This is a genomic window from Geodermatophilus sp. SYSU D00879 (assembly GCF_054050375.1).
The window spans coordinates 26810-39125 of record NZ_JBJGZF010000009.1 but is presented as its reverse complement, the minus strand read 5'-3'; the positions used below and the strand labels follow the sequence as shown (position 1 = coordinate 39125).

General features: G+C 76.8%; 10 protein-coding genes. 6 read left to right on the top strand and 4 right to left on the bottom strand.

The window, feature by feature from the left end; all coding sequences use genetic code 11:
• Positions 1-130: 130 nt before the first annotated feature.
• Genes ACI79B_RS13310 through ACI79B_RS13295 form a run of 4 tightly spaced genes read left to right on the top strand, consistent with a single transcriptional unit; the run spans position 131 to position 6186 of the window.
• Positions 131-2131, top strand: coding sequence for a sensor histidine kinase (locus ACI79B_RS13310; protein ID WP_456928541.1), 2001 nt, complete (start codon positions 131-133; stop codon positions 2129-2131).
• Positions 2128-2781: a response regulator gene (locus ACI79B_RS13305; RefSeq protein WP_456928542.1), complete on the top strand. Its 654-nt coding sequence runs from the start codon at positions 2128-2130 to the stop codon at positions 2779-2781. Before ACI79B_RS13310 ends, ACI79B_RS13305 begins: the two co-directional genes overlap by 4 nt.
• A gap of 26 nt (positions 2782-2807) precedes the next feature.
• Positions 2808-5951 carry a carboxyl transferase domain-containing protein gene (locus ACI79B_RS13300; RefSeq protein WP_456928543.1) on the top strand — a complete coding sequence of 1048 codons (3144 nt, stop codon included), beginning with the start codon at positions 2808-2810 and terminating at the stop codon, positions 5949-5951.
• A 37-nt stretch (positions 5952-5988) separates the two neighbouring features.
• Positions 5989-6186, top strand: a complete 198-nt coding sequence (locus tag ACI79B_RS13295; RefSeq protein WP_456928544.1) for a hypothetical protein — start codon at positions 5989-5991, stop codon at positions 6184-6186.
• A gap of 2 nt (positions 6187-6188) precedes the next feature.
• Here ACI79B_RS13295 and ACI79B_RS13290 read toward each other — a convergent pair whose 3' ends face one another.
• The gene (locus ACI79B_RS13290; RefSeq protein ID WP_456928545.1) at positions 6189-6692 is read right to left on the bottom strand and encodes a DUF2505 domain-containing protein; all 504 of its coding nucleotides are present in this window, start codon (positions 6690-6692) and stop codon (positions 6189-6191) included.
• 54 nt (positions 6693-6746) lie between these two features.
• Here ACI79B_RS13290 and ACI79B_RS13285 point away from each other — a divergent pair, with 54 nt between their 5' ends.
• Both ACI79B_RS13285 and ACI79B_RS13280 read left to right on the top strand, forming a co-directional pair.
• Positions 6747-7232, top strand: coding sequence for an N-acetyltransferase family protein (locus tag ACI79B_RS13285; RefSeq protein ID WP_456928546.1), 486 nt, complete (start codon positions 6747-6749; stop codon positions 7230-7232).
• 159 nt (positions 7233-7391) lie between these two features.
• Complete coding sequence (locus tag ACI79B_RS13280; protein WP_456928547.1) at positions 7392-9524, top strand: hypothetical protein; 2133 nt, start codon at positions 7392-7394, stop codon at positions 9522-9524.
• Between the two features lie 93 nt (positions 9525-9617).
• Here ACI79B_RS13280 and ACI79B_RS13275 read toward each other — a convergent pair whose 3' ends face one another.
• The 3 genes from ACI79B_RS13275 to ACI79B_RS13265 all read right to left on the bottom strand — a co-directional run bounded on the left by ACI79B_RS13275 (position 9618) and on the right by ACI79B_RS13265 (position 12297).
• Positions 9618-10664 (bottom strand): hypothetical protein, encoded by a 1047-nt coding sequence (locus ACI79B_RS13275; RefSeq protein ID WP_456928548.1) that lies wholly within the window; start codon positions 10662-10664, stop codon positions 9618-9620.
• Positions 10665-10846: 182 nt separating this feature from the next.
• A complete protein-coding gene (locus tag ACI79B_RS13270; RefSeq protein WP_456928549.1) occupies positions 10847-11119 on the bottom strand; it encodes a hypothetical protein in 273 nt (90 codons plus the stop codon).
• Positions 11120-11139: 20 nt separating this feature from the next.
• Entirely contained in the window at positions 11140-12297 is a 1158-nt protein-coding gene (locus ACI79B_RS13265) for an EamA family transporter (protein ID WP_456928550.1), read from the bottom strand.
• Between the last annotated feature and the right edge of the window lie 19 nt (positions 12298-12316).

Genomic DNA, 12316 nt, shown 5'->3' with positions numbered 1-12316 from the left:
TCCGGCTCCGTCGGCCGGGCACCGGAACCGTCGCGGCCCGGGCGTCCCGGCCGCATCGGACGGGTGTCCCGACACGGCGCGGTGCCGGAGTCCCTGGGTCCCGGGACAACCGCGCTGCCACCATGTCGCGGTGCCCGCCGCCCGGACCGTCGTCGCCGCCGGCCTCGCCGCGGTGGGGCTGGCCGCCGCGGTCGCCGCGCTCGTCCTCGCCCTGACCCGGGTGCCCGACCCCGACGCCGCCGTCGTCGCGTGGGGGCTGGCCGGTGCCGGCGGCTCGGGCGTGCTCGGCGCGGTGGTCGCCGCGGCCCGGCCGCGGCTGCTCGCCGGCTGGCTGATGCTGCTCGTCGGCCTCTGCAGCGGTGGGGTCGCGCTGGCCACGACCCTCGCCGCGGCCGCCGTCGCCGCCGACCCGTCGTCGCCCTTGACCGCCGGGGCGTTCTGGGTGTCGACCTGGCTGTGGGTGCCGGCCTACGTGCCGGTGGCCGCCCTGCTCCTCCAGGTGCTGCCCGGCGGGCGGCTGCCCGGCCGGGGCTGGCGGGCGGCGGCCGCCGTGGGCGCCGCGGCGGTCGTCCTGGCGCCGGTCGGCTGGGCGCTCACCCCCTACGACCAGCAGGACCGCCCCGTCCCCGCCGCCTACGCGCACCTGACCAACCCGGTGGGCGTGGACGGCGCGTTCGCGCTGGTCGGCGTGTCGCTGGTGCTGCTGCTCGTGGGCACTGCGGCGGGGGTGGCCTCGCTCGTCGTCCGGCTGCGGCGCAGCTCCGGGCAGGCCCGCGAGCAGGTGCTGTGGGTGCTCGCCGGCGCGCTGGGCACCCTGCTGCTGCTCGCCCTGGCGTGGACGGTGCCGACGGCGGAGACCGCGCTGATCGCCGCCGCCCTGCTGCCGCTGCCGGCCGCCGCCGCGTGGGCGCTGACCCGCACGCGGCTGTGGGACCTGGACCCGGCGCTGGGCCGCACCCTGGTCTACCTCTCGCTGACCCTGCTGGCGCTGGTCGTGCACGGGGTCCTGCTCGTCGTGGCCGGCGCCCTGCTCGGCGGCCTCGCCCGGCGCTCGGACCTGCTGGTGTTCGCCCTCGCCGCGGTGCTCGTCCAGCCGGCCCGCGACGTCCTGCAGCGCGGGGTCAACCGGCTGCTCTACGGGCAGGACGCCGACCCGGGCACCGTGGTCGGCGAGCTCGGCCGGCAGGTGGACTCGGCGACGACGCCCGCCCAGGTGCTGCCCGGCGTGGTCGGCGTCCTCGCCCGCACGCTGCGGCTGCCGTCGGTGGCGCTGCGGCTGCCCGGGCGGGCGCCGGTGACCGCCGGGCGCGCGCCCGAGCCGGGGGAGGAGGTGCGCGCCCTGCCGCTGGTGCACCAGGGCCGCGGCGTCGGCGAGCTCGACGTCGTCCTGCCGGCGGGCGGCCTCGGCCCCCGGCTGCGCGGCCTGCTCGACGAGCTGGTCCGGCAGACCGGCCAGGCCGCGCACGCCGTCCTGCTGCAGGAGGAGCTGCAGCGCTCCCGCGAGTCGATCGTCACCTCGCGCGAGGAGGAGCGCCGGCGGCTGCGGCACGACCTGCACGACGACCTCGGCCCGGTGCTCGCGGCGACGGCGATGCAGCTGGAGGCGGCGGCCGAGCTGGTGCCGGTCGACCCGGCCCGGGCGACGGCGATGCTCGACCGGGCCGCGGAGCACCTGCGCGGCACGGTCGCCGACGTCCGGCGGATCGTCGACGACCTGCGCCCGGCCGCGCTCGGCGACCTCGGCCTGGCCGGCGCGGTCCGCGCGCACGCCGCCCGGCTCGCCGACGCCGGCGTCGAGGTGACCGTGCACGTCCCCGACGACCTCGGCCCGCTGCCGGCCGCCGCGGAGGTGGCCGCCTTCCGCATCGCCGGCGAGGCCCTGACCAACGTGGCGCGGCACGCCCGCGCCGGCCGGGCCTCGGTCGTCATCACCCACCGCGACGGCTCCCTGGAGGTCTGTGTGCAGGACGACGGCGTCGGGGTCCGGCCGGGCAGCCGCACCGGGGTGGGCCTGGGCTCGATGCACCAGCGCGCCGCCGAGCTCGGCGGCAGCTGCGAGGTCACCGGCGGCCCGGGGACGACGGTGCGGGCGCTGCTGCCCACGGCGGCCCTGCCGACGGTGTCCTCGTGACCACCGTCCTCGTCGTCGACGACCACCCGCTGTTCCGCGACGGGCTCGTGGCGCTGGTCGGCTCGCTGCCGTGGGCGCAGGTCGTCGCCGAGGCCGGGGACGCCACCGGCGCGGTCGCCGCGGCGCTGGAGCACCGGCCCGACGTCGTGCTCATGGACCTGCACGTGCCCGGCGGCAACGGCCTGGACGCCACCGCGCGGATCACCGAGGCGCTGCCGGACACCGCCGTCCTGGTGCTGACGATGGTGGAGAACGAGGACGCCGTCGCCGCGGCGCTGCGGGCCGGCGCCCGCGGCTACCTGGTCAAGGGCGCGTCGCGGGCGCAGATCGCGCGGGCGATCGAGGCGGTCGCCGACGGCGAGACGATCCTCGGCCGCGGCGTCGGCTCGGCGCTGGCGCACCTGCGGCCGCGCGGCGACGCGCTGTCGGCGTTCCCGACCCTCACCGACCGGGAGCGGGAGGTGCTGGGGCTGCTCGCCGGCGGGCTGTCCAACGGCGAGATCGCCCGGCGGCTGTTCCTGTCGGACAAGACCGTGCGCAACGTGGTCTCCGCCGTCTTCGCCAAGCTGGAGGTGGGCAGCCGGGCCGAGGCCGTGGCGCGCGCCCGCGACGCCGGGCTGGGCGGGGCGGCGCCGGGGCTGGGAGCGTGACCGGCGCCACCTAGACTCCGGCGCCGATGAGCATCACCCGCCTGCTGGTGGCCAACCGCGGCGAGGTCGCCGTGCGGGTGTTCCGCAGCGCCGCCGCCCTGGGCCTGTCCACCGTCGCCGTCGCGCCGGAGGACGACGCCGGGAGCCTGCACGCCCGCCGCGCCGACCAGGTCGTCCGCCTGCCCGGGACCGGGCCGGCGGCCTACCTGGACGTCGGCGCCGTCGTCGGGGCCGCCGTCCGCGCCGGCGCCGACGGGCTGCACCCCGGCTGGGGCTTCCTCGCCGAGAGCCCCGACCTCGCCCGCGCCTGCGCGGACGCCGGGATCGCGTTCGTCGGCCCGGACGCCGCCGCGCTCGCCCTGCTCGGTGACAAGACCGCCGCCCGCGCCCGCGCCGGCGAGCTGGGCCTGCCGGTGCTGGCCGCCACCGACGGCGACACCGACCTCGCCGCCGCGACCGCCTTCCTCGCGGGCCTCGGCGACGGCGGCGCGGTGATGGTCAAGGCGGTGGCCGGGGGCGGCGGCCGCGGGATGCGCCCGGTGCGCGACCCCGCCGACCTGCCCGCCGCGCTGGAGCGGGCCCGCTCGGAGGCGCGGGCGGCGTTCGGCGACGGCGCGGTCTACGTCGAGCGGCTGCTGACCGGCGCCCGGCACGTCGAGGTGCAGGTGGCCGGCGACGGCGCGGCCGGGGTGGCGCTCGGCGACCGCGACTGCTCGCTGCAGCGGCGGCGGCAGAAGCTGGTCGAGGTCGCCCCCGCGCCGGGGCTCGACGACGGCCTGCGCGCCCGGCTGGCCGCGCACGCCACCGCGCTGTGCGGGTCGCTGGCCTACCGCGGGCTGGCGACCGTCGAGTTCCTCGTCCGCGGCGACGAGGTGGCCTTCCTCGAGGTCAACCCGCGGCTGCAGGTCGAGCACACCGTGACCGAGGAGGTCACCGGGCTGGACCTGGTCGAGGTCGGCATCCGGCTGGCCGAGGGCGCGACGCTCGCGGACCTGGGCCTGGCCACGCCGCCGGCGTCCCGCGGGGCCGCCGTGCAGGCGCGGGTCAACGCCGAGACGCTGCTGCCCGACGGGACCGTGCACCCCGGCGCCGGGCGGCTGGAGCGGTTCGTGCCGCCGACCGGGCGCGGCGTGCGGGTGGACACCGGCGTGGTCGCCGGCGACGAGGTCGGCCCGCGCTACGACTCGCTGCTGGCCAAGGTGGTCGTCGCCGACCGGGACCTGCCGCGGGCGCTGGCCGGCTGCCGCCGGGCGCTGGCCGAGCTCGACGTCGCCGGGGTGCCGGTCAACGCGGACCTGCTCGCGGTGCTGCTCGACCTCCCCGAGGTGGCCGACGGCCGCGCGACCACCGACCTCGTCGACGCGCGCCTGGCCGGGCTGGTGCCCGACCGCCCGGCCGAGGTCGCGGCGGCCGTCGACGGCGTGCTGCCGGTGACCGCGCCGCTGTCGGGCGCGGTGGTCGAGCTGGCCGCCGCCGAGGGCGACGCCGTCGCCGCCGGGGCGACGCTGCTGGTGCTCGAGGCGATGAAGATGGAGCACGTCGTGGCCGCGCCGGCCGCCGGCGTGGTCACCGGACTGGCCGTGCGGGTCGGCGACGTCGTCACGGCGGGAACGGTGCTCGGCGGGGTCGTCCCCGGCGAGGCCGGCGACGCCGGGGGCGGACCGTCCTCCGAGGACCCCGGTGCGATCCGCCCGGAGCTCGCCGAGCTGCAGGAGCGGCGCGCCGCCACCCTCGACGACGCCCGGCCCGAGGCGGTCGCCCGCCGCCACGAGGCCGGGCGGATGACCGCGCGGGAGACGGTGGCCGCGCTGGTCGACGAGGGCACCTTCGTCGAGTACGGCCAGCTCGGCCTCGCCGCCCAGCGCGCGCGGCGGACGCTGGCCGAGCTGGTGGCGCGGACGCCGGCCGACGGCATGGTCACCGGCATCGGGGAGGTCGGCGGGGTGCCGTGCGCGGTCCTCGTCTACGACTACACCGTGCTGGCCGGCACCCAGGGCCGCACCAACCACCGCAAGACCGACCGGCTGCTCGAGGTCGCCACCGAGCGCGGGCTGCCCGTGGTGCTGGTCGCCGAGGGCGGCGGCGGGCGGCCCGGCGACACCGACGGCGGCGGCTTCTCCCGGCTCGACGTCCCGACCTTCACCACGATGGCGCGGCTGGCCGGGCGGGTGCCCACGGTCGCCGTCGTCTCCGGGTACTGCTTCGCCGGCAACGCCGCGCTGGTCGGCTGCTGCGACGTCGTCATCGCCACCGAGGACAGCAGCATCGGGATGGGTGGCCCGGCGATGATCGAGGCCGGCGGTCTGGGCGTCGTCGCGCCGGAGGACGTCGGGCCGACGGCGGTGCAGGCGGCCAACGGCGTCGTCGACGTCGTGGTGCCGAACGACGCCGCGGCCGTGGCCGCCGCGCGGCAGGCGGTCGGGCTGCTGACCGGGCGGGTCGTGCCGGCGGAGGCCGCCGACCAGCGGCCGCTGCGGACGGCGCTGCCGGCCAACCGGGTGCGCAGCTACGACGTGCGTCCGGTGGTCGCCACGCTCGCCGACCCCGGCAGCGTGCTGGAGCTGCGGCCGTCGTTCGGGCGGGGGATCGTCACCGCGCTGGCCCGCCTGGACGGGCGGCCGGTGGGGTTCGTGGCCAACGACCCGCGGCACCTCGGCGGGGCGATCGACGGCGAGTCGGCGGACAAGGCCGCGGCGTTCCTGCGGCTGTGCTCCTCGGCCGGGCTGCCGGTGGTCTCGCTGGTGGACACCCCCGGCTTCATGGTCGGCCCGGAGTCCGAGCGCACCGGCACCGTGCGCCGCTTCGGCGGGCTGTACGTGGCCGGGGCGCAGCTCGGCGTCCCGCTGCTGGCGGTGGTGCTGCGCAAGGCGTACGGGCTGGGCGCGATGGCGATGCTCGGCGGTGACCTGCAGGTCCCGCTGCTCACGCTGGCCTGGCCGACCGGCGAGTTCGGACCGATGAGCCTGGAGGGCGCGGTGCGGCTCGGGTACCGGCGGGAGCTGGAGGCCCTGCCGCCCGCGGAGCGCGACGCCCGGTTCGCCGAGCTGGTCGCCGCGTCCTACGCGCAGGGCAAGGCGCTCAACGTGGCGTCGGCGTTCGAGGTGGACGACGTCGTCGACCCCGCGGACACCCGCGACGTGCTGGTCCGCGCCCTGGCCGGGCTCGCCTGAGCGGGCGGCCGGCGGCGCCCGGGGCTACGGTCCGGCCATGCCGCAGTTCCGCCTGACCACCGGGGACGGCGCCGTCCTGCAGGAGTGGGACGCCGCCGACGCGACCGCCGCCGAGACCGAGGCCGTGGACGTCGTCGCCCGGCACCGCGCGGACGACCCGCCCGGTGCCGCGGAGTACGTGCTCGTCGACGACGCCGGTGGCGACGTGGCGCGCTGGGGCGCGAACGCGCCCTGAGCTCAGCCCTCCCCGAGGCGGCGCTGCAGCACCTCGTGCTCGCGCCGCAGCACGACCTGGGTGACCAGGTCGCGGACCGCGCCCTCGGCCTGGCGGCCGATGAAGGGCGCGTCGACCTTGGCGTCGCCGGTGACCGTGGCGCGGGTGCCGCCGCCGGATGCGGGGGTCAGCCGGCGCTCGCAGGTGACCCGCGCCTCGCGGCCCATGATCTCGGCGCGCAGGTCGAGGGCGCCGCGGAAGCCGCCGTCGCCGTCGGGCTGCCAGGTGGTGGTCTCGGTGACCGGGACCGTGCTGCCCACGAAGCGGGCGAAGACCGGCGGGATGCCCGTCGTCGGCGCCGACAGCCGCACCCGGGTGGTGGTGCCCGTCCCGTTCGCCTGGCTCGAGACCTCGTGCACGTCGGCGTCCAGGGCCTGGGCGACCTCGCGCAGGAAGACCTCGTCGGTGAGCTCGGCGAACACGCGGTCGGGGGCGGCGGTGTAGTTCGTGGTGGCGTCGATGGGCACGCCCCATCCTCGGCCGTGGCCGCGCGGGCCGCCCGGCGGGGTCAGACTGCCGCCGTGGGCGAGGTGGTGATCCGGCCGGCGGGTCCCGCGGACGCCGCCGCCGTCGCGGGGGTGCACGCGCGGGCCGGGCGGGCGGCGTGGTCGGCGTTCCTCGGCGACGTCCTGGCCGAGCCGGACGTGCCCCTCTGGCGGGAGCGGGTCCCCGCGGACGGGTTCCTGGTGGCCGAGCGGGACGGCGTCGTCGTCGGCTTCGGGCGGGCCGACGTCGCGACCGGTGAGGTCGCGCTGCTCTACGTGGACCCCGACGAGCAGGGCAGGGGAACCGGGCGGGCGCTGCTGGCGGCCGTCCTGGACCTGTTGCGGAGGGCCGGGTGGGTCCGGGCCCGGCTGCGCACCGAGGAGCGGAACGCCGGCCCGCGCGCCTTCTACGAGCGGGCCGGGTGGCGGCCGACGGGCGAGGTGCTCGAGCGGGAGTGGGCCGGCCGGCGGCTGCGCGAGGTCTGGTACGTCCGGGACCTGCACGATCGACACCGACCGTGACGCACTGTTACGCCCCTGTTGCTTCTGGTCGCTGAGTGTTTACCGCGGCTAGTTACCTGCCCTAGGTTCCCCCCACCCGGCGCCGCCGGGTGGGGGACGGATCCGTCCTCCTGGACCTGACGGGGGTCCGGTCGGGAGACCGGACTCGTGAGGGGACAGATGCGCACCAGCATCCGCAGGACGACGGCCGGGTCGGCGATCGCCGCTCTCGCCGTGGTCGGTCTGGCATCACCGGCGATGGCCAGCCACGAGGACGAGACCGCCGCTTCCGGCAGTGCCGGGGACGAGCGGATCGTCGTCCCGATCAACGACTCCGAGGCCGGCGGCACCTACTTCCAGCCCTTCGTGAAGGCGTACGACAACACGACCGAGGACGGCACCCCGGTCTACGTCTACGTCCCGGAGGGTGCGCTGGACGCCGACCCGACCGGCGTGCACAGCCTCGACCCGACGTTCGATCCCAACCCGGACGACGCGTTCGTCCCCTGCGACGAGGAGCCCGGCGACTACCGGATCAGCCAGGAGCAGGTGACCCGGCTCGGCGACGAGCTGGCCGACCAGATCGTCGCCGTCGACGAGGCCCACTTCGGCGAGATGGAGGCGGCCGACCCGGCCGACCCGTCCAGCGACTCGCTGGTCACGCTGGTCTACAACGTGCAGGACGAGCAGTACTACGACTGCTCGGTCACCTCGTACACCGCCGGCTACTTCGCGCCCGACTACATCGACAGCGTCGGCATGAACGTGATCGTGCTCGACGCCTTCGACTGGGCGAACCGGATCGGTGAGGACCCGAACGCCGAGCCGTGGTCCGACGGCGACCCGTCCAACGACCGCCCCGAGCTGTACGAGGGCGTGATCGCGCACGAGCTCGAGCACCTGCTGCACAACTACGCCGACCCCGGCGAGCTGTCGTGGGTCGACGAGGGCCTGGCCGACACCGCGGCCTTCCTCAACGGCTACGACATGACCGGCAGCCACCTGACCTACCAGCAGGTGTTCCACCGGGAGACCTCGCTGACCCGCTGGGCCGGCGGCCTGGAGAACTACGGCGCCGCGTTCAGCTACTTCGCCTACCTGTGGGAGCAGGCCGGCGGCAACGGCGGCGGGAACCTCACCCCGGACACGGTCTACCAGGACCAGGCCGGCGACCGGCTGATCAAGCTCGTCTTCAACGAGCAGGGCAACGGCATGGCCGGCGTCCAGGCCGCGATCGACCAGTTCAACGCCACCAACGGCACCGCTCCGGACCTGCGCTCGGCTGCCGAGCTGTTCCAGGACTGGGTCGTGACGATGAAGCTGGACGACGAGGACTCCGCTCGCTTCGACCTGGAGAACTTCGACCTCGGTCCGGACTCCGGCAACTGGACGATCGACCTCGCCAACTCGGAGTTCTACGACGACCGGGGCAACTACCAGGGCGCCCAGCCCCGGTCGAAGTGGGACCGGCTGCCGAACCGGCCCGCGGGCGACGCGCTGCCCTTCGGCGCCTCGTACGAGACGTTCCGCAACCCCGGCCCGCGGGTGGCCCTCGAGTTCACCGGTGACGGCACCACGCAGGTCGCGCCGCGCGAGGGCGACACCCACTGGTGGGGCGGCTACGCCAGCCAGTCCGACACGGTCCTCGACGTCGACACCCCGGTCTCGGGTGGCCAGACCGTCAGCTTCTGGAACTGGCACTTCATCGAGGAGGGCTGGGACTACGGCTTCGTCGAGGCGCTCGTGGGCGGCGAGTGGGTGACCGTGCCGGTCACCGACGCGAGCGGTGCGCCGGTGTCGTCGAACGACGACCCGCACGGCGGCAACACCGAGGGCAACGGCATCACCGGCACCTCCGGCGGCGAGTACTTCGTCGACGAGCCCGAGTACGTGCAGTACTCGGCCGTGCTGCCGGCCGGCGCCACCGACGTCCGCTTCCGGTACTCGACCGACGCCGCCTACCTCGACACCGGCTGGTTCATCGACACGGTGAGCGTGAACGGCGCCCCGGCGACGCTCAGCTCGGCGGACTGGATCGAGACCACCGGGACCCAGGACAACGTCTGGACCGTCCAGGTGATCGCTGCCTGCGACCTCACCCCCGGCGTCACGACGCCCGGTGAGTTCCAGGACGGCGCCGGCAACGTCGTGTACCGGTTCACCGGTGACCGGATCACGACGCCGACGCTGGACACCCGGTGCGCCAACGGTGCGCCGAGCGACTTCACCGTCGCGGTGTCGAACCTGCCGACCGGGGACCTCGACGTCCTCGACGCGTCGTACGACTACTCGGTGGTCCGCAGGAACCGCTGACCCGAGCGGCCCCGAGAACGGCGGAGGCCCCCACCCGGTCCGGGTGGGGGCCTCCGTCCGTGTCGGGCGGTCCGGTGTCCGGTGGGGCCGTCGTCAGCCGGCCGGGGCCGGCTCGGGGACGGGCGTCTCCGCCGAGGTGCACTCCGGCGCCGGCGGCTCGGTGGACCCGGTCGCCGCGGGGTCGGTCGTCGCTGCGGCGGCGGTCGTCGCTGCAGGGTCTTCCGTGGCCGCGGGATCGGCCGGCGCCGCGGGGTCCTCGCACGCCGGCTCAGCCGGCGGCTCCTCGGCGGGCGGCTCCTCGGCGGGCGGCTGCTCCGCCGGGGGCTGCTCGGCGGGGGGCTGCTCGGCTGCTGGTTCCTCGGCGGGGGGCTGCTCGGCGGGCGGTTGCTCGGCGGGCGGCGGCTGCTCGGCGGGCGGCTGCTCGGCCGGGGGCTGATCGGCCGGGGGCTGATCGGCCGGGGGCTGCTCGGCGGGGGGCTGCTCGGCGGGCGGTTGCTCGGCGGGCGGCTGCTCCGCCGGGGGCTGCTCGGCGGGGGGCTGCTCGGCGGGCGGCGGCTGGTCGGCCGGGGGTTGCTCGGCGGGCGGCTGGTCGGCCTGTGCTGCGGGTGCGTCCGGTGTCGCGGGTGCGGGCGGCGTCTGGACGGGTGGTTCCTCGGCCGGCGGGCCGGGGATCGGCGACGGCGAGTCCGTCGGCGCCTGGGGGGCCGGAGCCGGGTCGGTGGGCACCCGGTCGGCGGGGGCCGGGGCGGCCGGGGCGTTCGCCGGCGGCTGCCGGTCATCCGTGGACGGCACGTCCGGGAAGGCGCGCAAGGGGAAGAGGTCCGCGAGGGAGGACACGGCGGAGGTGGAGTCGTCCGGCGCGGGCCGGGTGGCGGCCGCGGGGGTCCAGCCGCCCTCGAACCCGGGGGCGGTGACGCCGATGTCCGGCAGCACCAGTGGGCCGGCCTCGGTCGCGCTCCCGCCGGCGCGGGCGCCGCCGTGGGCAGCGTCCGCGCCGGCCGGCGGCGCGTCCGATCCCGAGGTGGCGACCGGCGGCCCGGACACCGCGGCCATCGTCGCCGCGATCGCGAGCGCGCACGCACTCGCCCCGAGACCCGGGATGAACCGGGCGGACCGGACTCCGCGTCGCTTCTTGTCCATGGGCTCTTCCCCCCTGAGCTGTCGGACGGCTCCCCATCGTGACCTGGGCGGTTCCGGGCGTCTACGGACGCGCCGCCGCTCCCAGCTGCTGTTCACCTACGAGCTGCACGTACGCCTCAGCAGGCACCTCCAGCACCCCGCCCACTGCTCTCCCGAGACGGTCGGTCCCGAGGAGGCGTTCGTCAGGCCCGCCCGTGGCCCGGGTCGGGTCCCGTCAGGTCGGCGTACTCGACGGCCTTGACGTAGATCGGCAGGAAGTCCTCGAAGAAGGCGTCCCAGTGGCGGTCGATGACGGCCAGCGGGACCTGGACCGACCTCCCGGACAGCTCGGCTCCCGCGAGACGGCTCAGGCGCGCCGCCAGGTCGTCGGCCACGTCGTCGAACCCGCGGCGGCGGAAGCGCCGGAGGTCCACCTCGACGTCTCCCAGGGTGGGCTGGAACCGGCAGACGTACACGCCGTCCCCGGTGCAGAGCTTCAGCCCCCTGTCCGTCGGCTCGGTCGTCCAGCCGTGGGCGTCGACCCATCGGACGAGCCGACCGGCGAAGGCCCGCACCTCGGGCGGGGCGGTGGTGAGAACGTCCTCGTAGGCCACCGCCGCAGTCTGCCGTCCGGAGTCGGCGGTCGGGCTGTCCGGCAGCAGCCGTTCCCCCGATGGAGTCCGCCCTCCGGCTCGCCTCGGGACGCGGGCTCGGTCATCCGGACCGGACGGGCTCCCGGTCCGCCGCCGGGAGATACGGTGCCGCGCTCCGCCGCCGCGACCCCCGGGGGACGGCTGCCGTACAGCACACCGGCCACCACCAGGACGCCGCAGGCCAGTTCGACCAGCGGCGACCGCTCGCCGAAGAACAGCCACGCCGAGCCCATCCCGACGACGGGCACCAGCATCGAGAACGGCGCCACGGTGCCCGAGGGGTGCCGGCTCATCAGGGCCGTCCAGATGCCGGAGCCGAGCAGCGTGGCGACCACGACGGTGAAGAGCAGGCCGGCCAGCGCGAGCAGCCCCGTCGTCGTCCCGAGCGTCGTCAGCGACGTGCCGATGCGGGCCGGGCCCTCGGTCGCCATCGACAGCGCGAGCATCGGCAGCGGCGGCACGGCGGTCATCCAGAGCATCAGCCGGAACGGCCGGGCCGGGCGCGCCTGGCGGTTGCACAGGTTGCCCAGCGCCCAGCCCAGGCCGCCGCCCAGCGTCAGCAGCACCGGCAGCAGCGTGGCGCCGCCGTCCAGCCCGGCCCGGTGGACGGCGATGCCGGCCAGGCCGACGACGGCGAGCCCCACCCCGGCCGCCTGCCGCCCGGTCAGCCGCTCGCCGAGCAGCAACCCGGCCAGCACGACCGTGAACGGCGCCGAGGACTGCAGCACCAGCGAGGCGAGGCCGGTCGGCATGCCGGTGTCCATCGCGACGTAGAGGAAGACGAACTGCAGGACGCCGAAGCCGGCGCCGTACCCGAGCACCCACCGCCACGGGACACCGGGCCGCGGCACGAGCAGCACCGTCGGGACGGCGACCAGCGCGAACCGCAGCGCCACGAGGAAGAACGGCGGGAACTGCTCGAGCGACAGGTGGATCGCCGGGAAGTTCAGTCCCCAGACGACGGCCACGAGGAGGGCGAGCAGGCGGTCGCGGGTCGGCACGACGTCGAGCGTGCGCCCC